This is a genomic window from Salinibacter sp. 10B, from assembly GCF_002954405.1.
Lineage (GTDB): Bacteria > Bacteroidota > Rhodothermia > Rhodothermales > Salinibacteraceae > Salinibacter.
The window spans coordinates 2,929,394-2,950,227 of the sequence record NZ_MQWC01000004.1 but is presented as its reverse complement, the minus strand read 5'-3'; the positions used below and the strand labels follow the sequence as shown (position 1 = coordinate 2,950,227).

The 20,834-nt window shown below is 62.5% G+C and carries 17 protein-coding genes; 12 read left to right on the top strand and 5 right to left on the bottom strand.

What is annotated here, in order from left to right; all coding sequences use genetic code 11:
* Positions 1 to 154: 154 nt before the first annotated feature.
* The 3 genes from gltB (at position 155) to BSZ35_RS12100 (ending at position 7,175) form a co-directional block, all read left to right on the top strand.
* Positions 155 to 4,696 (top strand): glutamate synthase large subunit, encoded by a 4,542-nt coding sequence (gene gltB, locus BSZ35_RS12110; RefSeq protein WP_258096207.1) that lies wholly within the window; start codon positions 155 to 157, stop codon positions 4,694 to 4,696.
* Between the two features lie 171 nt (positions 4,697 to 4,867).
* A complete protein-coding gene (locus BSZ35_RS12105) occupies positions 4,868 to 6,349 on the top strand; it encodes a glutamate synthase subunit beta (RefSeq protein ID WP_105012681.1) in 1,482 nt (493 codons plus the stop codon).
* Positions 6,350 to 6,779: 430 nt separating this feature from the next.
* Positions 6,780 to 7,175 (top strand): hypothetical protein, encoded by a 396-nt coding sequence (locus tag BSZ35_RS12100; protein WP_105012680.1) that lies wholly within the window; start codon positions 6,780 to 6,782, stop codon positions 7,173 to 7,175.
* A gap of 175 nt (positions 7,176 to 7,350) precedes the next feature.
* On the opposite strand, the gene BSZ35_RS12095 is transcribed toward BSZ35_RS12100, so the two are convergent.
* From BSZ35_RS12095 to rdgB, 4 genes are all read right to left on the bottom strand, one after another.
* Positions 7,351 to 7,617, bottom strand: coding sequence for a hypothetical protein (locus BSZ35_RS12095; RefSeq protein WP_105012679.1), 267 nt, complete (start codon positions 7,615 to 7,617; stop codon positions 7,351 to 7,353).
* Between the two features lie 141 nt (positions 7,618 to 7,758).
* Entirely contained in the window at positions 7,759 to 9,381 is a 1,623-nt protein-coding gene (locus tag BSZ35_RS12090) for a hypothetical protein (RefSeq protein WP_181149321.1), read from the bottom strand.
* Between the two features lie 320 nt (positions 9,382 to 9,701).
* On the bottom strand, positions 9,702 to 10,154 hold the full coding sequence (gene dtd, locus BSZ35_RS12085; RefSeq protein ID WP_105012678.1) for a D-aminoacyl-tRNA deacylase: 453 nt from the start codon (positions 10,152 to 10,154) through the stop codon (positions 9,702 to 9,704).
* Positions 10,155 to 10,265: 111 nt separating this feature from the next.
* Positions 10,266 to 10,859, bottom strand: coding sequence for an RdgB/HAM1 family non-canonical purine NTP pyrophosphatase (gene rdgB, locus BSZ35_RS12080; protein WP_105012677.1), 594 nt, complete (start codon positions 10,857 to 10,859; stop codon positions 10,266 to 10,268).
* 157 nt (positions 10,860 to 11,016) lie between these two features.
* On the opposite strand from rdgB, the gene rpsU reads away from it, so the two are divergent.
* The 7 genes from rpsU to BSZ35_RS12045 all read left to right on the top strand — a co-directional run bounded on the left by rpsU (position 11,017) and on the right by BSZ35_RS12045 (position 17,072).
* Positions 11,017 to 11,229, top strand: a complete 213-nt coding sequence (gene rpsU / locus BSZ35_RS12075; RefSeq protein ID WP_105012676.1) for a 30S ribosomal protein S21 — start codon at positions 11,017 to 11,019, stop codon at positions 11,227 to 11,229.
* A 320-nt stretch (positions 11,230 to 11,549) separates the two neighbouring features.
* Positions 11,550 to 12,479 carry an aldo/keto reductase gene (locus BSZ35_RS12070; RefSeq protein WP_105012675.1) on the top strand — a complete coding sequence of 310 codons (930 nt, stop codon included), beginning with the start codon at positions 11,550 to 11,552 and terminating at the stop codon, positions 12,477 to 12,479.
* 237 nt (positions 12,480 to 12,716) lie between these two features.
* Positions 12,717 to 13,322, top strand: a complete 606-nt coding sequence (locus BSZ35_RS12065; RefSeq protein ID WP_105012674.1) for a sigma-70 family RNA polymerase sigma factor — start codon at positions 12,717 to 12,719, stop codon at positions 13,320 to 13,322.
* A 41-nt stretch (positions 13,323 to 13,363) separates the two neighbouring features.
* Positions 13,364 to 13,948, top strand: a complete 585-nt coding sequence (locus tag BSZ35_RS12060; protein ID WP_105012673.1) for a hypothetical protein — start codon at positions 13,364 to 13,366, stop codon at positions 13,946 to 13,948.
* 53 nt (positions 13,949 to 14,001) lie between these two features.
* The gene (locus tag BSZ35_RS12055) at positions 14,002 to 14,715 is read left to right on the top strand and encodes a hypothetical protein (RefSeq protein ID WP_105012672.1); all 714 of its coding nucleotides are present in this window, start codon (positions 14,002 to 14,004) and stop codon (positions 14,713 to 14,715) included.
* A gap of 451 nt (positions 14,716 to 15,166) precedes the next feature.
* Positions 15,167 to 16,381, top strand: coding sequence for an N-acetylmuramoyl-L-alanine amidase (locus tag BSZ35_RS12050; protein WP_105012671.1), 1,215 nt, complete (start codon positions 15,167 to 15,169; stop codon positions 16,379 to 16,381).
* A gap of 73 nt (positions 16,382 to 16,454) precedes the next feature.
* Positions 16,455 to 17,072 (top strand): hypothetical protein, encoded by a 618-nt coding sequence (locus BSZ35_RS12045; RefSeq protein ID WP_105012670.1) that lies wholly within the window; start codon positions 16,455 to 16,457, stop codon positions 17,070 to 17,072.
* Positions 17,073 to 17,153: 81 nt separating this feature from the next.
* Here BSZ35_RS12045 and BSZ35_RS12040 read toward each other — a convergent pair whose 3' ends face one another.
* Positions 17,154 to 17,552 (bottom strand): RidA family protein, encoded by a 399-nt coding sequence (locus BSZ35_RS12040; protein ID WP_105012669.1) that lies wholly within the window; start codon positions 17,550 to 17,552, stop codon positions 17,154 to 17,156.
* 315 nt (positions 17,553 to 17,867) lie between these two features.
* On the opposite strand from BSZ35_RS12040, the gene mnmA reads away from it, so the two are divergent.
* Positions 17,868 to 19,019, top strand: coding sequence for a tRNA 2-thiouridine(34) synthase MnmA (mnmA, locus tag BSZ35_RS12035; RefSeq protein WP_105012668.1), 1,152 nt, complete (start codon positions 17,868 to 17,870; stop codon positions 19,017 to 19,019).
* A gap of 227 nt (positions 19,020 to 19,246) precedes the next feature.
* Positions 19,247 to 20,683, top strand: coding sequence for an RtcB family protein (locus tag BSZ35_RS12030; RefSeq protein ID WP_105012667.1), 1,437 nt, complete (start codon positions 19,247 to 19,249; stop codon positions 20,681 to 20,683).
* The last annotated feature ends 151 nt before the right edge of the window (positions 20,684 to 20,834 follow it).

Here is a 20,834-nt window from a genome sequence, read left to right as displayed (position 1 = left end):
TGATAGTAACAGATCCTTCATTGAAATAGTGGAATCCCTGCAGTGAAAAGCGGAGTCGCGATCAACAACCGGACTCGCTGCTCGGCACGCATTACGACTTTTTGGCGAGGCGCACTACACGACTATGGGCCAACACCCACCATCCCCATCCCTCGTGAACCGTCGCTCCACCGCAACGCTCGGTCCGCGGCGCGACCGATCCAACTGTGGCGTCGGCGTCCTCATGGACCTCGACGGCACGAAGAGTCACGCTATGATCGAGGAGGCCCTCGGCGTCCTCGATAATCTCGACCATCGAGGGGCTCGAGGAGCCGAAGAGAACACGGGCGACGGCGCCGGCATCCTGATTCAGAAGCCGCACGCCTTCTTTACGGACGTGGTGTCGGGCCTCGGAGACGCCGACACCTACGGCGTGGGTCAGCTCTTCCTGCCGCCCGACGAGCACACGCAGAAGGCGCTCCGGTCCTTCATCGAGGAGCAGGTGCGAGCAGAAGGCTTCGAGGTGATCGCCTGGCGCGACGTGCCGACCGACGCCTCGGACCTCGGGCCCACGGCGCAGGCCACCGAGCCGGACGTGTGGCAGCTCTTCGTGCAGCCCGAAGAGCCGATGACGCCGGAGACCCTGGACGCCAACCTCTACATCCTTCGCCGCCTCATCGAAAACAGCGTAGCGGCGTGCGATCTGGAAAACAGCGAGATTTTCTACGTCTGCTCGCTGGACCGCCGGAAGATTGTCTACAAGGGCCTGCTTACGAACGCGCAGGTCCGCAGCTACTACCCCGACCTGTCCGCCGAGCGGGTTGAGTCGACCATTGCCCTCGTCCACTCCCGCTTCTCAACCAACACACTGGGGGCGTGGCGCCTCGCACACCCGTACCGCACCATTGTGCATAACGGAGAGGTGAATACCCTCCGCGGCAACTTTAACTGGATGCAGGCACGCGAAAGCGATCTGGCGAGCGAGCTCCTTGGCGACGAGTTTGACCGCATCCGGCCGGTAACCACCGAGGCACAAAGCGATACTGCGGTGCTCGACAACGTACTGGAGCTGCTGGCCGAAACGGGCCGCTCGCTGCCCCATGCCCTCCGGATGCTCATTCCGGAGGCCTGGAATAAGAACGAACGCTTGGACCCGGACCGGCGGGCCTGGTACGACTACCACTCCACCCTCATCGAGCCGTGGGACGGCCCACTCCTGGTGGCCTTCACCGATGGCGACAGCGTGGGCGCGGCGCTCGACCGCAACGGCCTGCGTCCCTGCCGCTACTGGGTGACCCACGACAACCGCCTCGTGATGGCCAGCGAGGCCGGCGTAGTGGACCTCCCTCCCGGAAAGGTGTCGCACAAGAACCGCCTTCAACCCGGACAGCTCTTTCTTGCTGACGCTGAGGAAGGCCGCATCGTACCGGAAGACGAGGTGTTCGACCGCCTCACCGACGAGAAATACGCCCAGTGGCTCGACGAGCAGCGCGTCCGGCTCCGCACACTCGTGTCCGCCGATCCGTCGCCGGACGAGACGGTGCCGGAGGCGGATCTCCACCTCAATGGCGACCCCCACGCCCTGCCACGCCTCCAGAAGGCCTTCAGTTACTCCCGGGAGCACGTGCGGCGCCTCATGCAACCGATGGTGGAGGATGGCAAAGACCCAGTGGGCGCGATGGGCAACGACACGCCGCCCGCCGTGCTGTCGGATCACAACAAGGCACTCTTCACCTACTTCAAGCAGCTGTTTGCACAGGTCTCGAACCCGCCGCTCGACTACATCCGGGAAGAGCTGGTCACCTCGCTCGAAAGCCACATCGGCAGCAAAGGCAATCTTCTCAACGAGGAGCCGGAAGACTGCCGCCAGCTGCATCTGGAGTCGCCCATTCTCGGGAACGCCGAGTTTCGGGCGATCCAAAACATCGACGCCAACGGCATCCGTTCCACGACGGTCGACACGACCTTCGATCCGGAGACGAGTCTTGAGGAGGCCGTCGAACGGGTTCGCCGCGACGCCCGCCAGGCCATCGATAATGGCTACGAGGTTCTCATTCTGTCCGACCGGGCGGCGGGGGCGGACCGCCTCCCCATCCCAAGCCTCCTCATCGTGGGGGCGGTGCACCACAACCTGATCCGGACGGGCCGTCGCACGAAGGCCGGACTCGTGTTGGACAGCGGGCAGCCCTGCGCCGTGCACCACTTTTGCACGCTCATCGGCTATGGCGCCGACGCCATACATCCGTACCTCGCCTACACGACGGTGCGCGACCTCGTGGACCGGGCCGACGGCGTAGCCGACGCTGAAACCGCCCTTGAGCGGTACACCGACTCCATCGAGAAGGGGCTACTGAAGGTGATGGCCAAGATGGGCATCTCCACACTCGAAAGCTACAAGGGCGCGCAGGTCTTCGAGGCGGTGGGCCTCACGTCCGACTTCGTCGAAAACTACTTCTCGGGCACCACGTCGCGCATTGAGGGCGTCGGCATTGCGGAGCTGGAAGAGGACGTGCGCGAGCGTCACGAAAACGCTTTCAACGTCCACATTCCGGGAAGCACCGATCTCGAAACCGGCGGCGAGCTCTACTGGCGGCGCGACGGCGAGCACCACCAGTGGAACCCGCAGACGATCGGCAAGCTGCAGCACGCCGTACGGGCGAACGACCGCGCCGTCTACGACGACTTTGCGCAGCACATCAACGATCAGTCGCGCCAGCACCAGACGCTTCGCGGGCTGCTGGACTTTGATGCCGATACCGACGACGCGATTCCGCTCGACGAGGTGGAGCCGGTGGAGAACATCGTCCAGCGCTTCTTCACGTCGTCAATGTCGTTCGGCTCCCTCAGCCCGGAGGCGCACGAGACGCTGGCGATCGCCATGAACCGCCTCGGCGGCATGGCCAGCACCGGCGAGGGGGGCGAGCAGGTGGACCGTTTCGGCACCGAGCGGGAGTGCTCAATCAAGCAGGTCGCCAGCGGCCGGTTCGGCGTGACGAGCACCTACCTCAAGAATGCCGACCACATCGAGATCAAAATGGCGCAGGGCTCAAAGCCGGGCGAGGGCGGGCACCTGCCGGGCCAAAAGGTGAACGACATCATCGCCAAGACGCGGTACACCACGCCGGGCGTGTCGCTCATCTCCCCGCCGCCGCACCACGACATTTACTCGATCGAGGACCTGGCGCAGCTCATCCATGACCTGAAGAGCGCCAACCCGGACGCCGACGTGCACGTGAAGCTCGTATCGGCAGCCGGAATTGGCGTCATTGCGGCTGGTGTGGCCAAGGCCAAAGCCGACGCGGTGCTCATTAGCGGCGAGTCCGGTGGCACAGGCGCCTCGCCGAAGACCTCCATCAAGTCGGCGGGCCTGCCGTGGGAGTTGGGGGTAACCGAGGCGCAGCAGATTCTGCTGGAGAACGAGCTCCGCTCTCGCATCCGGATGCGCGTGGACGGCGGCCTCAAGACGGGCCGCGACATCGCGATGGCGGCGCTCATGGGCGCCGAGGAATACGGCTTCGGCACCGGGGCGCTGGTCACGCTCGGATGCATCATGCTTCGCAAGTGCCACTGCAACACCTGTTCGGTGGGCATTGCCACGCAGGATCCGGAACTCCGGAAGAAGTTTGTCGGGGAGCCGGAGCACGTCATCAACTACATGCGCTTCGTGGCCGAGGAGCTGCGCGAGATCATGGCGACGCTCGGCTTCCGCACCGTCGACGAGATGGTGGGGCGGACCGACAAGCTCCGCCAGCGCGAGACCGACCACCGAAAGGCGCGGCGGCTGGACTTGAGTCCGCTCCTCCGCACCCCCGAGAGCGACGACGACCTCCACAAGACGCAAGAGCAAGACCACGGGATCGACGAGAAGATCGATCACACGCTCATCGAAGAGGCACAACCGGCGCTGGAGGACGAAACGCCGGTCCACCTCGAACACGAGATCCACAACCGCGACCGCACCGTGGGCGCCACGCTCAGTGGAGAGGTGACGGGCCGATACGGTCCGGACGGCCTCCCCGACGACACCATCCGGATCGACTTCGATGGCGTGGCGGGCCAGAGCTTCGGGGCGTTCCTCGCAAACGGCATTACGCTGGACCTCGACGGCGAGGCCAACGACTACGTGGGCAAGGGCCTCTCGGGTGGGCGCATCATCATCCGCACGCCCGACGACGCCGGGTGGGTGGCCGACGAAAACATCATTCTCGGCAACGTGGCGCTCTACGGCGCGACGCGGGGCGAAGCCTACTTCAACGGCCAGGGCGGCGAGCGCTTTGCCGTCCGCAACTCCGGCGTGCAGGCGGTCGTGGAGGGCGTGGGCGATCATGGCTGCGAGTACATGACCGGCGGCGTGGTCGTGATTCTCGGCGACACGGGACGCAATTTCGGCGCCGGGATGAGCGGCGGCGAGGCCTACGTGCTCGATGAAAGCGGAAACTTCGAGAGCAAGGTGAACCCCGGCATGGTCCACGTCGAGCGCCTGACCGAGGAGCGGGATCAGCAACTCGTCCGTCGCCTCGTGGAGACGCACCTCCACCACACCGACAGCGAAAAGGCGCAGCGCGTGCTCGACAACTGGGACACCGCCGTCGACCAGTTCCGCAAGGTGATGCCCAACGCCTTTGCGAAGCAAGTGGAAGAGCATCTGAAGAAGGGTAAAGACATCCGTCCGCCCGTCCCGCCGGCCCCCTCGGAGCATACGCCTGTTGCGGCATAGTTGCGCTTATCGAGAATCCCATCCTGGACTGCCTACCGAGTGCAGGCGTGCGTATTGCGTAGGATCAGCATTCACACAGATACGCAATACGAAATACGCAATCCCCCGGGCAGAACGCGTCGTCTGTCCGTCTTCATCCGATTGGACCTCCCCTCATAAGTTGTAGCTTCTATGCCCCGCGAACACCACCCCGACGGGTACCTCAAGCACAAGCGCCGCTCCATCGGCAAGCGCGATCCGAAGGAGCGTGCGGGCGACTATGCCGAAATCTGGGCGCCCGACTGGGACCCGGAGCACCTGAAAGATCAGGGCGAGCGCTGCGTGGACTGCGGCGTGCCGACCTGCATGAGCGGCTGTCCCATCGGCAACCGCATTCCGGAGTGGAATGACCTCGTGCACAAGGAAGATTGGAAAGAAGCCCTCGAACAGCTGCACGCCACAAACAACTTCCCCGAGTTTACCGGCTACACGTGCCCGGCGCCGTGCGAGGACGCCTGTGTGCTGTCCTACAACGACGACCCGGTGACGATTAAGAGCATCGAGCGGGCCATCGTGGACAAGGGGTGGAAGGAGGGCTGGATTCAACCGGAGCCGCCCACGAGCCGCACCGATCATCGAGTTGCCATTATCGGAAGTGGACCGGCGGGGCTCGCTGCCGCGCAGCAGCTGAACCGGGCGGGACACCACGTCACCGTCTACGAGCGCGACGACGCCCCCGGCGGACTCATGACGTACGGCATCCCCGACTTTAAATTCGCTAAGAAACGGGTCGACCAACGCGTCGATCAGCTCCAGCAGGAGGGGATCGAATTCGTGACGGGCACGGCCATCGGCCCCGACCTCGCCGCGGACCGACTCCATGACGAGTACGATGCCACCTGCCTCGCGATCGGCGCGCAGAAGCACCGTGAGCTTCCGGTGCCCGGCACCGACCTGGCCGGCGTGATGCCGGCAATGGACTTTCTGCCGCAGGAGAACCGGCGCCAGCACGGCACGTCCGTCCCGAACGGCGTGACGGCCGAGGGCAAGAACGTCGTCGTGCTGGGCGGAGGCGACACCGGCGCCGACTGTGTGGCGACCGCGCACCGGCAGGGCGCGAAGCAGGTCGTGCAGATCGGCATCAACCAGAAGCCGCCGTCCGAGCGCCCGGCGGACAACCCCTGGCCCGAAACGGCGCAGGTCTTCAAGAAGACGTACGCGCAGGAGGAAGGCGGGACGCAGGAGTTTGCCGTCAACACCACCGAGCTGGCCGACACGGACGGCGACGGACACGTCAACGAATTGCGGGCCGAGCGCGTGGAGTGGACGTACGAGAACGGATCACGCGTCGACAAGACCGTGATCGATCCCGACTTCCGTGTGGCGGCCGACCTCGTGCTCGTAGCCATCGGCTTTACCGGCCCCGAGAGCAATCCCTTCTCCTCGCTCGGCGTGCAGCTGAACGATCACGGCACGTTCGCGACGGACGACAACCTCATGACGGACGTGGACGGCGTCTTTGCCGCGGGGGATGCGCGGATGGGCGCCTCGCTCGTGGTGTGGGCCATCGGTGAGGGCCGCGACGCCGCTCGCCAGATCGACCGCTACCTCATGGGCACATCGAAGCTCCCGGCCAGCCTGCAGACGCAGAACCCGCCGATTCCCTTTCGGTAGCTTCCTTTCGCTCCAGGTTGTGCCCCATTTCGACAACCGCACTCATACCAACTCATCATTTTTTCGGGACGGGCAAGAACCATTGTAGCGCCGTTGGACTCCAACGGCGCTACAATAACCGTTTTTATACTTAAAAATGAGCTAATTGATTTTATCTCTTAGTTTTACTCTCTTGAATCCTGCATCCAGGTATCACTCGTTCCAGTATCATTTTGGCGGCTGAAGCCTGGAGGTCGCCACCGACATTCCTGATCCCATCTTTCTGACGAAGAGAGCGTCTCATTTGGGAGATGATCATTTCATTTCCGTTTGTCCAGCGGTTTCCTTCTCATCTTCGGGCCGCCAGATTTTTTCAGTACAGCACTTCTTGCGTCCGATGCTGCGTCACTGCGTTCTCCTGTGCCTTCTCCTCATCGTATGTGTCCCTCAGATGGGAGTTGCTCAGAATTCGGAACCGAAGGAAGAGGCCCTTGCATTATTCGAAGACTATGCCCCGACGATTGAGGAAGAAGAAGGCCCGATCCTGTACAAGCGTCCGGTACAGGGCGACCTCACTGGGGATGGAGCCCCCGACGTGCTCGTCGAATTCGGGATTGGGGGCGGCGGGACGGCCGTGCTCTACAAGCAGGTCGCCATCTACCTGAATACGGACGACGGAATGCAGGTCGTCGGCGGCTTTGAACCCGAGTACTGCCCGTCGATCGATCGGATTGAGGGCGGCACGGTCTACGTCGAGCAGCTTGAGGCCTGTGCTCTTCCTCATCCGGAAACCGTCGCAACTCATCAGTACGTCTTCGACTCGGGACGCCTGAAAAGGCGTCCATGACATTCCCTGCTCCCACCGTCGGGCAGAATCAACAGGAGGAGTGAACACAGTCTCGGTAACAGCCCCTGAAGCGAAAGCCGTGGGACGAGACGCTCGTCTCGCCCTGAAGACACTTGCCGTCATGGACCTCAACTCAGATGACGTCGGCGGAGTACGTTCGTCCGTAGGTCCTCCCCTACAGCCACAGAAGCACGATCAGGACGCCTGCGAAACTGACAATCACAATGAGACAGGCAAGCACGGAACGGCAGACGAGGCCGACGGCGCCGAGTGATCGTTGAACATCGGCCTGGTGCAGACCGCCGAAGGAAGTACCGGGCGGCTCCGGCAGCTCGTCGGACGCATCCGGCGAGACAGTCTGAATGGACGGAGCGGGGAGCAACCCGTGACGCGGAATCGTCGGCTCCCCTGCACGACGAGGCAGTGCGGGATCGGTGGGCATGGCTGTGATCCTCATTTGGGGCAAAAACGCGTGCTCCCCTCAAGTACTGCACGCGTGAGCGCTCCTCCGTGGCGATTTGGTGCAGTGTGCCGTGGCCCGATGACGCAGACAGGTGTGAGGGATGGGGGCGCGCCCTCCCCGTCACCGCTCACTCAAAAAGGCCCGAGCGTGCGTGAGTCCACTCCGGGTTTCCACCGCCGGTTCAGCACTCTCAACCAGCGTTGCGTAGAAGGAGGTCGCCACGGTGGGCTGCCCGGCGGCCTCTGCCGCCCGTCCGGCGCCGTACAGGCTGTGGAACCGCTTAGGCGAAATGACCAGCGCCGCCCGATAAGCATCAAGCGCCTCAGCGGGCTGATCCGTCGCCATCAGCAGGTCTCCCAACAACTCGCGAGCGGGCAGCACGGCGCTTGGGGTAATCGGATGCTTGTCGACCGAGTCTTCCCGGTCGGCCGCCGTCCGCATGAGCATCAGTGCACGGGTCGTGTCGCCCTCGGCGTAAGCAATCCAGGCTTGCACCGTCGTTCGTCGGGCATCCACGTGAAGGGCCCAGTAGTCTTCTCCCTTCTCCAGCGTCCGCTCATGGATGGACTCAAGCGTGTCCACCACTGCCCGGGCGGCCGACAGATCGCCGTTCCGGGCGGCGCCCAATCCGCGCGCCCAGTACGTGATAGCTTCATGCTCCGGAAAGTCGTTCCACGGAAACGTGTCGTGGACGCGCAAGGGCAGGGCCGCCGCCTCGTCCCACTGCCGTCGCTCCAGGGCGTACCGGGCCGGGGCCGCGGCGATGGCGTATGCTGCCGCGGGGTGCGGCTGATAGGTTTCGACCCCCATCAGTTTGTCCAGCGCTGCCCGTGCCTTCTGATCTTCACCCCGCTGCAGATGGGCGTATATCATGTAGTCCAGCGCGTGGGCGTGGTGAAGCGACGTGTAGGCGTCCGGCGACTGCTGCAATGCCGCGTCGGCCGAGCGTCGATTCCACTCAATCACGTCCGGCCAGACGCCGAGTCGCACGAAGATGTGGCTCGGCATGTGCAGGGCGTGCGGGACGTCGGGCGCCAACTTGTCGTACGCCCGGGCCACGTCGACAGCCTTTTCCGCCAGAACCGGATTATCGTAAGCGTGAATCAGGTAATGGAACAGCCCAGGATGGCGGGGCGCCGCGTCCAGACGCGTCTCCAGCACGGTGCCGGCCCGTTTCTGATGGGCGTAGGTGCTGTCATCCGGTGGGGCCGTCGCGAGGTGCGCCAGGGCCCAGAACGCCGCGGCGTCCACGTCGTCCGCATTAGCCTCGTGAAGGTTACGCTGAGCCGTTTCCCAGGCCCGTACCCCGTCGCGGTGCGTTCCGGTCTCGGCCGCCGTATAGTAAGATGCCAGGGCGTCAATGTAGGCCCGCTCCCTCTCGGAGTCCGCCTCCAGTGCCTGGGCCTTCTCGATGGCAGTCCGGCCTCTCGTAAACTCCGCTTCCGTTGGGGGAGCCCAGAGCGGGCGCAACTGCGTCATCGCCACGCCCCAGTGCGCCATTGCGCAGGACGCGTCCGCCTCGGCCGCCGTCTCAAAATGACCGGCTGCCTGCTCGTACATCATGTGGTGGAGCAGGGCAAGCCCCGTGTCGAAGGACACTTGGGCCTCCGGTGCGCAGGAAATGGGGAAATCGATTTCCCCATACGCCTCGTCCTGCCCCAGCGTCGGCTGGGCGAACAGCAACAGGCCGAGATGGAGGGAAACCAACAACCGGACGGGACGAGACACAGCTGGAGCAGTCATGGGAACAGGCGGCAGGGGAACGGGACAGTGGACGGGGGCCTTCCCGGTGGTCGAGGCCCTGGCGAGGGTTTCTCGCATCTTCTAAGATCGACTGTCCCGCCGCCCGTACCCTTGACCTTCGGCCCATCCTTCTGTAGGCCCCTGAATGAGAGTCCTCCCTGCCAATCCTCTCTGCGACATCCGAGCCAATGGGTGCACGTGGCTGGATTTATGCTCCCGTTGGGCACTCATCGCCCCCTTCGGTAGAAAGGGCCATTCGCTGCAGCCGCAGAGTGAAAGTCGACAGGGTCACGTACGCAAGCGCGACGTCGAAGCCGCTGTCACGCATCGGCGCGCTGCTCGACCCACAGCGTCACGGGGCCGTCGTTCGTGAGGCGCACGTCCATCATGGCCCCGAATTCGCCCGTCGGCACCGAGCGGCCCAATTCGGTTTCCAGCGCGTCCACGAAGTGTTCGTAGAGGCGCTCGGCGTGGTCCGGGGGCGCGGCTTCATCAAACGACGGGCGATTGCCGCGATGCACGTCCCCGTACAGCGTGAACTGCGGCACGACGAGGGCCTCGCCGCCGGTGTCAAGCAGCGACTCGTCCATCTTGCCGTCAGCATCGGGAAAGACGCGCAGGTGGGCGCACTTCGAGGCACACCAGTCGCTCTCGGTCTCTGTGTCGTCCTCGTGGATGCCGAGCAGGATGAGCAGCCCATCGTCGATCGCGCCGACGGTTTCGCCGTCGATCTCGACGGCAGCTTCGGAAACGCGTTGGACAAGGGAAACCATATCAGGGAAGGGGGAATGAAAAAAGAGGCGTCCCGGGGGCCGAAGGTCGTGCCGATGATGCGGGGCGCAGAGATAAGAAGAAGCGTCTCGGCGAGACGCCTGTACGGGGAATCAATCTGTATCTGCCAGGAAAGAGCGTAAAGCATCCAGGGCCTTGCGGCGGTGGCTGATCTCGTTTTTGGCGTCCGGCGGCATCTCCGCGAACGTCTGCTTGAAGCCGTCCGGCTGGAAGAGCGGATCGTATCCGAAGCCGCCGTCGCCGCGGGGAGCGGTGGTGATGGTGCCCTCGCAAACGCCCTCGAAGGTGTGTACCGCGTCCTCATCCACGAGTGCCACCACGGTGCGGAAGCGGGCACGTCGATCCTCCACACCATCCAGCACCTCCAGAAGCTTTCTTTTGTTGTCGTCGGGAGTGGCGTCGGGACCGGCGAAGCGAGCCGTGTGGACGCCGGGGCGACCGTCGAGCGCCGCCACCTCCAGTCCGGTGTCGTCGGCAAGGGCGGGCAGGCCGCTGTGCCGGTGGAACGTCTCGGCCTTCTTCTGGGCATTTCCTTCCAGCGTGTCGGCATCCTCCACCACCTCCGGCGGCACCTCAAGGGACGAGGCCGGAATGAGATCAATCGGGAGATCGGCGAGCAATGCCTGGAGCTCGTCCACTTTGCCGGGATTGCCGGTGCCCAGAACGAGACGATACGAGGAGGCCATGAAGACCGAGCGGATTGGTACGAAAAGAGCACACAAACGAGCACCCCCCCGCCCTCAAAGAAACACGCCCTTCCTCCCTTCCGTTGAAGCGGGCGCGCTGAATAGATAGCGTCCATACACAACCTACATAACCAGACTCCTCAAGGAGGGATCCACGTTGGCTGTTGGTGTTAAGGTTCGAAACAACGAAGACATTGATCGCGCACTCAAACGCTTCCGGCGCCAGGTAAACCGGAGCCGCATTCTGCAGGAGTATCGGCAGAACATGGCGTACATGAAGCCGTCGGAGGAGAAACGGCTCAAGAAGAAGAAGGCGCGTCGCCGCCGCCACCGCGAGCGCAAGCGCGGCGACAACCGGAAGCGGCGCTAATCCCGAACCGGGTCGTCCAGTCTTGGACGGACGACTGCCATTTTGCTGAGACGAATGAGGGACGGACCCGCGAGGGCCGTCCCTTTTTCAGTCTTGTTCTGTGGCTGGGCTGTACGGTCAAGGCCATACGTCTAAGGGCACCGTTGCACGCCGAAGCCGCCCTTGGACTCTCATGGCGCCACAGTTCTCTGCTGAACGTCTATTGAACGGAGTCGTGAGGACGAAGCCTCTTACGTCCGCACGCTGATGGCCTTCCGCAGTCGACGCCAACGTGACCCCAGCGTTTTTCAGTCCTCTCTTCCAAACAATCGCCTGCTCCGATGCGGACCCCTCTCTCCCGTCGCACAATGCTCAAGCGCACCCTCGGTGCCGGGGCAGCCCTGGCGTTCGCCCCTCTCGCCCCCACTGGTAGCCCCTCTGCTGAGGTGCACACACGGCCCATTCCCTCTACGGGCGAGCCGCTTCCCTGTGTGGGCCTGGGCACGTGGCGACAGTTCGACGTGGGGACGAGTTCAGAGGCACGAGAGCCCCTCAAGGAGGTACTGCGCCAGCTGGTGGCGCTGGGCGGCTCCGTCATCGACTCCTCCCCAATGTACGGGCGGGCCGAGCGCGTGGTCGGCGCACTCAGTGCCGAGTTGGGGCTTACCGACGAGATTTTCGGGGCAACGAAGGTCTGGACACGCGGTCGAGAGAAGGGCATGGAGCAGATGGAGCGCTCGATGACCCGCATGAACCAGCGGCCGATGGATCTGATGCAGGTGCACAATCTCGTCGATTGGGAGACGCACCTCGACACGCTGCAGGACTGGAAAGCACAGGGCAAGGTCCGATACGTCGGCGTTACGCACTACACTCTTGGGGCCTTCGACGACCTCGCTCACATCATACAGAGCCGCAACATCGACTTCGTCCAGCTGCCGTATTCCATCCAGACGAGGCGAGCCGAAGAGCGCCTCCTGCCCCTCGCTGCTGAAAATGAGGTCGGTGTGATCGTGAACGGACCGTTCGAGGGCGGATCGCTGTTCGGCCGAGTGGAGGGGATCCCGCTCCCAGACTGGACCTCGTCGTTCGACTGTGAGAGCTGGGCGCAGTTTTTTCTCAAGTATATTCTGGGACACGAAGCAGTGACGTGCGTCATTCCCGGCACGTCTGATCCTGACCACTTACAGGACAACGTGCGGGCTGGGTACGGCCGCCTCCCGGACAGCGACACCCGCAGCCGGATGCGTACAGCCCTTCAAGACCTGTAGCAACTGGGAGACGCTCCCGACAATCGCACCGCCCCCTTCGATCTCCTTTCGACACAGGCGAGGGCACCTCTTTCCAACAGAGGCCGAATCCCCTCGCCGGACTCGGCGTTAGACGTCGGTCCAATGTTCTACTTCGGGGGCATCTCGCTCCGACATAATAATCGGCCCCGACGGCCCGTTATTTTGTCCGACATGCCCCCTCACGCGTTCAAACGTGCTCACTGAGTGGGACCGCGCATGCAACCATCCGACGAGGCACTGGTGACCGCTTACCTGGAGGACGGCGACGAGACTGCCTTCCGCCAGCTCGTGGAACGACACCAGGACCGTATCTTCGGCTACCTGATGGGCATGGTGAAGGACCGAGCAACGGCCAACGACATCTTTCAGGACACCTTCGTCCGCGTCATCAATGCCATGCAGGACCCCGACGGGGCGTACTCCCACGAGGGGAAGTGGCTAAGCTGGGTCATGAGTATCGCCCGGAACGCGGCCATCGACCACATGCGGAAGCAGAAGAAGTGGGCGGATATGCCCCACGACCCGGACGACGGACGTTCATTTTGGGAAACGCTCGAAGATGATTCGCCCTACGCCGACGAAGAATTACACCGGGCCGAGCAGCGGGAATGGCTTGACGAGCACATCGAGCAGTTGGCCCCTGAGCAGCGCGAGGTGTTACTTCTTCGGCAGGAAACGGACCTCACCTTCCGTGAAATTGCCGAACTGCAAGACGTGTCCATCAATACGGCCTTGGGTCGCATGCGCTATGCGCTCAAAAACCTTCGCAAAATGATGGAAGACTCCGACAAGGCTTCCCTTGCGGGCACGAACAACTCATGAGAGGCCCCCTGATTCGTCGCATTCAGACGACCACTGCATCTATGGACGACTCGCTACGCCTCATTCAGCATCTGTACGGCGAGGACGTGGACGACCCCGCGTTCGACCATCGCCTGACTGAAGACGACGCGCTTCGGGAAGAGTACGAACAGCTTCAAGAGACGAAGGACGCACTGGACCGTCGCTCCTCGCCATCGCCTGCCCCCACGGTGATCGACGACATCGTAGAGCAGGCCGCCGACGCTGCCGAGAATGGGTCTGCCTCCTCCCCCTCGGACCGGGCCGCCAATCGCCCGGCTCAGGCTCCGGACCGATCCTGGACGCAGCGGCTTCAGGGTGCCAGTGCGGCCCTGGCCGTGCTGCTGGTTGTGGGACTTGGCTGGTGGCAGCTCCGCTCCTATTCCCCGGCGTCGTCGACCGCAAGCACGACGCCCCCTTCCACGAAGCAACAATCCGCGTCCGCTGCGACCGGAACGGAACAGGATCCCGAGGCGCGCTCCATACCTGAGTGGGACGACCGCGACGAGATGGTACGCCTGCATCAACGCATCGAGCAACTGCGTTCTCGAAGCGGCGCGGACGCTTGGGGCAGCGGGCTTCAAACCGTCGACCAGACAACCCCCTGACCTGTCTCTCTGCCTGCGGTCCGCTCGTTGTTGAATGAATTCCCGTACGTCCGATGACTCGCTTCTTCTCCCTCGTCTGTAGCCTTCTCCTCGGCACGCTGCTGTGGGGCGCCGCTGCTCCAATTACAACGGCGCAGCAGACGCGCACGCTTACGATCCGCGATGGCACCATCTTCGTCGACGGGCAACAGCTCACCGACAGTCAGCTGCCATCGGATCTAAACCTGGACGGGATGACGGCTCAGTACCAGTTTATGGGCATTCAACGACCCGTCATTGAACTGAACGGACGTCTCTTCGCCATCAACGATGGACTGCGCCCGGTGTCCGAAGACGAGGTCAACGCCCAGGAATCGTCCGTCATCCTACAGGAAATTTCTGCGCGCTCCTCCACGGCACAGGGGCGAGCGTCGGTGGACACGCAAGACCCCCAGCGACAATACCTGAATGAGGTCCAGAAGGCCAATCGTGAACTGTACGAGCGCCTCGTCCGCGAGCGCACGATGGAGCAGCAGGCCCAAAATCTTGCCCACGCCATTCGCGTGCTGCCGGAGGATAGCGGCGAGCGCCGGGCTCGGATCGATACGCTTCGCACCCTACTGAATGAAATCTTTGAGATCAAACAAGAAAATCGACGCCGGGAAATTGAACGCCTCCAACGGGAAATCCAGAAGGTCCAGCGCAGTCTTCAAAAGCGCCGCCAGATGCGCGACCAGATGATTGAGCACCGCCTCCAGCAACTCCTTGGCCCCCCCCCGAAGCAGTAGGGATGTTGAGATCAGTTGCGCCCCCCTCGGGCCGCCCCATTGCTTGGTCTAGAACCGTAGCGTGTCGCACTGTCAGCGTCTCTCTCGGCAGCCCACACGTACGGCTCCACACACGCATTGGGCATCCCCAGTACAAACAGATACACCTCGCAACGACGGTTTTCTTTTGAACCGGACAATTCGGTGCACACCGTCCTGGATCACTGGTACGAGGCATTCCATCCCCCTCCGCCTTGCCAACACATTAACACTTCGAGTTTTACTTTAGGTGCGATAGCTTTCATTATATAAGAGCCATAATTTCGGCGAAGGGGCCGGCTCCGCCATACTGGCACCAGAATTGCAGTTGCTAACGGAGCCGGGCATCTGCTTCACAGTTCCGCGCGGAGTTCTCTACAGTTCTATGTCCCCTCCTTTCCCTGACCCACCCCACCAGAGATCGAGAACCCGGATGCGGATCGGGCTTGTGATCATAGCGCTCTTCCTGGGTCTGGGCCTGAATACGGCACAGGCCACCGCCGTCGTGGAGGATGTGATGTTTACGGCCCGATCGGACGGGCAGGGGTACGTGGTACGGGTGCGCACGCCGGACACCATTCGGGCGTACGGCATGCCGCGCTCGGCAGGCACACATCAAATCGAATGGGTCCTCTACAATACGACGCTCCATGATCGCTATCAGAAAACCGCCCCGCAAGGGCCGGTGCAGACGTATACCGCGACGACGCAGAATGGGCACCTCATTCTCCGCTTTCAACTGGACCCGGAGCGGCCCGTAACGGCGGAGGCGTACCGGGACGGCGCCTCCAACGACCTGCTGCTCAACCTGTCGTACACGGAAGCGGGACAACGAACCGTAGCCGATGCAAGCGGAGGCTCCTCGTCCTCCTCCGATGTGATCCAACAAGTCTCCACCGGCTCCCAGCAGGGATCCGATGGGGCCTCGAAGGACGCCCGAGAGCGCTGGAAGCTCGACACCATTGTCCTCGACCCCGGACACGGCGGCAAGGATCCTGGCGCCACTGCGAATGGATTGTACGAGAAGACCATCGTGCTCGACGTGGCTCACAAGCTCGGGGACTACATCGAGAACCGACTCGGCATCAACGTGGTGTACACGCGAACAGACGACCGATTCATCCCGCTGGAGGAGCGGGGACACATGGCCAACAAGGCTGGCGCAAAGCTCTTCATTTCCCTGCACGTCAACGCCGCCCGTGCCCATGCGGCCCACGGGACAGAAACCTATTTCCTCGGCCCGTCCAAAACGGAGGCCGCCGAAAAAGTCATGGAGCGCGAAAACAGCGTGATCAAGTACGAGGAAAACACCGAAAAGTATGAGGATTACGACGAGCAGGCCCTCGTGCGTCAAACCCTCACCCAGAGCGCGTACATGCGGCAGAGCGAGAAGCTGGCATCCCTCGTTCAGGGTCAGTTCGAAAACCGGGTCCAGCGCGACAACCGTGGGGTGCACCAGGCGGGCTTCTATGTGCTCTGGAGTGCCTCGATGCCCTCGGTGCTCGTGGAGCTCGGATTTTTGACCAATCCGCAGGAGGCACGCTTTTTGAGGAGTGATCGGGGGCAAACCCTCCTTGCGAGCGGCCTCTTCCGGGCTGTACGCAACTACAAGAAAGTGTACGAGAAGGGGATTTACCGAGGCGAGTAGACGCTCCTCCCCGCACGCGACTGACGTTAGCCAGTGACGGGCGTCCATTTATCCTAGTCTTTTCCTGTTCCCTATGAAGTACTCAACCCTCCACCGTTTCTACGTATTGGCCGTCATCGTCACCGGCAGTCTGTTGCTCGCTGGGTGCGACTCTCTCGGAGAGGGGGAAGAGACGATCACCCTGAACAACAACACCGGGCTTGAGCCAATCGTCTACAAGCATCAGTACAGCCAGGAGGACGTTCAAGAGGGGGTCATCTCAGTGTCAGCCTCTTCCGAGAACAGTCTGGACGCGCTGTTGGAACAGGCAGCCGCGGCCTCACGATCAGACATCGTTTCGGCCAAGGTCACCAATGTTACGTTCCGACGCATTACTGGAAAACGCACAGCGTTCGGGGACAGCCCCTTAGAGGTGTCGGCAAAGGTATTCCCCTACCTTTCCCGTGCAGAAGTCTATCTCGGGGGAGAGTCAGGGCCTTTGATTGCGACGGCGGAGCCCGTCCCGGTTCCGGAAAACAATAGAGATGTTACCATGACGCTGGGGGCCGGGGCATCCGACGTGGCGAGTGTACTCAAGAACGGGGACACGCTCGCCCTTCTGCAGCTTCGCCTCAACGATCCCGATAACGTGGGAGAGCCCTTCGACGAAATCGAAATCAAGGTGTCGTACTCGATCGAGGTATCGTCGTAACGGAAACGTCGCGGCCCGCTGCCTGTGGTCTCTTTCAGCGCTCAGAGCCCCGCCCCTAAGCGCGCGGCCGGCGGGGGATCGTCACCGAACGGCAATGCATGAAATCTCGACGCGGGCATTACGGGGCAGCCCTTCCACCTGTACGGCCTGACGGGCGGGCGGCTGCTCGTTGAAGTAGCGCGCGTACACCTCGTTGATCTGGGCGTAATCGTTGACGTCGGTCATCACGACCTCGCAGCGCACGACATTCTCGAAGCTCATGCTTGCCGCCTTCAGGATGGCGCCGATATTGTCGAGCACGCGCTCCGTTTCTTCCTCGATCGTCCCATCGACCATGCTGCCCGTTTCCGGATCGATGGCAATCTGCCCGGAAACGTAGAGTTGGTCGCCAACGAGAATGCCCTGGCTATACGGTCCGATGGCAGCCGGGGCAAGGGGAGTCTTTACGGTGCTACGGGACGTGGAGGTGGAAGTAGACATATCCGAAGTCGAAGGCTCACGGGAGGATACGACAACGTGCAAGATCCCCGTCCCCGCCTCGTGGTACAAGCAAATATTGTCTGAATACACGCGAATATCGTCTGAAGGCGCGCGCTCCAGCCCGCCGTCAATTCCAGACGAACTCAGGCCTACATTCCGGCTGCTTGACGGAACGCGGGTTTCAGGAAGACAGTTTGACATAAAATCAAGTAGTCGTGGATGCACCGTCCAGTGGCGGTGCCGTCGACCCAATCGCCCTTGTCTCGACGCCCGAGACCGAAGCCCCCATTCTTTCTTCCCAATTCCTCAACAGCCATGAGTACTAAGGGACGTGTCCTCGTCGCAATGAGCGGCGGCGTCGACTCCTCCGTCACCGCCGTCCTGCTCAAGGAGCGCGGCTACGACGTGGTCGGCCTCACCATGAAAACGTGGGACTACTCCACCAGCGGCGGCCGTAGCGACAAAGAGGTTGGGTGCTGCTCCATCGAATCGATGAACGACGCCCGGGTGGTGGCCACCAAACACGGCTTCCCCCACTTCGTCGTTGACCTTCGGGAAGAGTTTGGCGACTGGGTGATTGAGCGGTTTACCAACGAATACCTCTCGGGCCGCACCCCCAATCCCTGCGTCCTCTGCAACACCCACATCAAGTGGGACGCCCTTCTGCAGCGGGCGGACGACCTGGACTGCGAGTACATCGCCACGGGCCACTACGCCAACGTTCGCTACGACGAGGAGATAGAACGCTACGTGCTGAGCCGGGGGAAAGACCGCAATAAAGACCAAAGCTACGCCCTCTGGGGATTGCCGCAGGGACACCTCGCCCGGTCCATCTTTCCCCTTGGGGCATACGAGAAGTCCGAGATCCGAGAAATGGCCGCCGACTTCGGTCTCGACAACGTGGCCGACAAGCCCGACTCCTACGAGATCTGCTTCATCCCAGACAACGACTATCCCCGCTTCCTAAAGGATCGCGTTGATGGGCTTGAAGAAGAGGTGAGCGGCGGCAAATTCGTCTTGAGTGACGGAACCGTCGTAGGAGAGCACGACGGCTATCCCTTTTATACCATCGGCCAACGGCGCGGGCTGGACCTGGCCCTGGGCGAGCGGGTGTACGTAACCGACATTGATCCGGAGACGAACACGATCACGGTGGGGCCGAAAGAAGAGCTCATGGAGCAAACGCTCACGGCCCACGAGATCAATCTCGTCAAATACCCTAAAATTGAAGAGGAGCGTCCGGCGTGGGGCACGATTCGATATAACGACGACGGCGCGGGATGCCTGGCCTGGCAGCCGGACGAGGACACGCTAAAGGTCGCTTTTGCAGAGCCCAAACGGGCCATTACGCCCGGACAAAGCCTCGTGCTCTACGAAGACGACGACGTGTTGGGCGGCGGCTGGATCCATGAGGTCGGCACTACCGAATCGGAGGCTGCCGAGAAGACCGAAGAGATTCCGGCATAGACAATTCCTGGCCCCGGAATCGACCGTATTTCTTCCGTGTGAAGGAGCGACGCCCCCCACTCACTCGGGGAGTACAGACTGTGGTGACGGCCCCTCTTGGGACTGTGGGGGGAACACTGAATTTCCCCATCTGGTTCAAACACCCAGAATGCTGCTCCTCAGAATCAACCGAGACGTAGCGCCAAGGACTGTCGAAATGGTCCGTTTGCGCACGTTGAACCGAACATATGGAACGTACAGATTTAACGCGGATCGACGACTTCACGTGGGAAATTCCGGAGTCGTTCCGAGAGGCGATGCGCGTTCCGGTACGCATTATTGCCAATGAGGAGCTGATCGGGGATATTATTCGGGGGGAAGCAATAGAACAGGCCATCCAGACGGCGATGATGCCCGGACTGGTTGGCCATCTTGTTGTAATGCCCGATGTCTATAGCGGCCAGGGCGCCCCGGTGGGCATTGTGGCCGTGTCGAAGTGGCCGGTGGGCACCATTGCCCCAGGCGCTATTGGTCACGACATCAACACCGGTGTGCGGCTGCTGGGATCGGACATCGATCTTGAGGAGGCCAAGGGCAATTTCGACGCCCTTGCCGATGCCCTCAAAGCGCACATCCCGAGTGGATCGGACGCGGAGGGGTCCATCCAAATGAACAAAAGCGAGGTCGACCACGTGGCGCAGTCGGGAGCACAGTGGGCGCTGCGGAAGGACATGGCCCAGCAGGATGATCTCGTCCGGGCCGAAGAAGGGGGGCGCCTGAACGACGCCGATCCTGGCAAGGTTAGCGAGGTTGCCCGCTCGCTTGGGGCCCAACAGCTCGGCACCCTCGGCGGAGGCGAGCACTTCATCGAGATTCACAGCGTCGAGGAGGTCTTCGATCGCGCCGCCGCCGTGACGATGGGACTCAAGGAGGATACTCTCGTCGCCCAAATTCACTGCGGGTCGCGCGGCTACGGCCGGCAGGTCTGCGCGGACTATATCGAGCGATTTCAGGAGGCCGCTCCCTCCTACGACATCACACCGCCGAACCCGAATCTCGCCTGCGTTCCCCTCGACTCCCGCGAGTCGAAGGACTACATGGGGGCCATGAAGGCCGCGGCCAACTACGCCTACGCCAACCGCCAGGTGCTAGCCCACCGCGTCCGGGAAGTGTTCGACGATGTGCTCGACGGGGCCGGGCAGCGCCTCAAGACGGTCTACGACGTCGCCCACAACCTCGGCCAGGTGGAAATGCATCAGGTTGAGGGCAAGCACATGCGCTGCTACGTGCACCGGAAAGGCGCGGCTCGCGCCTTCGGCCCGGGAACGCCGGGAATCTCGCTCCCCTACCGTGCCCTCGGCCAGCCGGTGCTCGTGCCCGGAAGCATGGGAGAAAACTCATGGGTCATGCTCGCCACGCGCGAGAGCATGCAGAAGAGCTTCGGCTCCGCGTGCCACGGTGCCGGACGGACGATGAGCCGCCACGAAGCCAACCACCACGCCGAGCCGGTGGCAATTGACGAAGAGTTGGAAGGCCAGGGGGTGCCCGTCCGCGGAGAAGGATCTCCGTCTGCCGGCGGCGTAAAGCTCAAGGAGAACATCGACGCGGTCGTGGAAACGGTCGCGGGTGCACGGCTTGCCAGCAAGGTGGCCCGGCTGAAGCCGCTCGCCGTGGTGCACGGGTAGACGGAAGCCAGAGCAAAGCTCACCTTCTCCAACACTCCCCCTCAACAGAAGGCGATTCTCCCCCTCTTCCGGTGGCCCTCCCTCATATCTTGGGGTCTCCCTTCCACTCCACCGGCACTTGCCGGGACGGAATGTTTCAGGACCTTTACAG

Bases quoted from the DNA above. Each gene is read 5' to 3' on its own strand.
- BSZ35_RS12055 (WP_105012672.1), top strand. From the start codon at position 14,002: ATGACTCGCTTCTTCTCCCTCGTCTGTAGCCTTCTCCTCGGCACGCTG.
- BSZ35_RS12040 (WP_105012669.1), bottom strand. From the start codon at position 17,552: ATGTCTACTTCCACCTCCACGTCCCGTAGCACCGTAAAGACTCCCCTT.
- BSZ35_RS12045 (WP_105012670.1), top strand. From the start codon at position 16,455: ATGAAGTACTCAACCCTCCACCGTTTCTACGTATTGGCCGTCATCGTC.
- BSZ35_RS12095 (WP_105012679.1), bottom strand. From the start codon at position 7,617: ATGCCCACCGATCCCGCACTGCCTCGTCGTGCAGGGGAGCCGACGATT.
- mnmA (WP_105012668.1), top strand. From the start codon at position 17,868: ATGAGTACTAAGGGACGTGTCCTCGTCGCAATGAGCGGCGGCGTCGAC.
- BSZ35_RS12065 (WP_105012674.1), top strand. From the start codon at position 12,717: ATGCAACCATCCGACGAGGCACTGGTGACCGCTTACCTGGAGGACGGC.
- BSZ35_RS12090 (WP_181149321.1), bottom strand. From the start codon at position 9,381: ATGACTGCTCCAGCTGTGTCTCGTCCCGTCCGGTTGTTGGTTTCCCTC.
- BSZ35_RS12050 (WP_105012671.1), top strand. From the start codon at position 15,167: ATGCGGATCGGGCTTGTGATCATAGCGCTCTTCCTGGGTCTGGGCCTG.
- BSZ35_RS12100 (WP_105012680.1), top strand. From the start codon at position 6,780: ATGGGAGTTGCTCAGAATTCGGAACCGAAGGAAGAGGCCCTTGCATTA.
- BSZ35_RS12070 (WP_105012675.1), top strand. From the start codon at position 11,550: ATGCGGACCCCTCTCTCCCGTCGCACAATGCTCAAGCGCACCCTCGGT.
- dtd (WP_105012678.1), bottom strand. From the start codon at position 10,154: ATGGTTTCCCTTGTCCAACGCGTTTCCGAAGCTGCCGTCGAGATCGAC.
- BSZ35_RS12060 (WP_105012673.1), top strand. From the start codon at position 13,364: ATGGACGACTCGCTACGCCTCATTCAGCATCTGTACGGCGAGGACGTG.
- BSZ35_RS12030 (WP_105012667.1), top strand. From the start codon at position 19,247: ATGGAACGTACAGATTTAACGCGGATCGACGACTTCACGTGGGAAATT.
- rdgB (WP_105012677.1), bottom strand. From the start codon at position 10,859: ATGGCCTCCTCGTATCGTCTCGTTCTGGGCACCGGCAATCCCGGCAAA.
- BSZ35_RS12105 (WP_105012681.1), top strand. From the start codon at position 4,868: ATGCCCCGCGAACACCACCCCGACGGGTACCTCAAGCACAAGCGCCGC.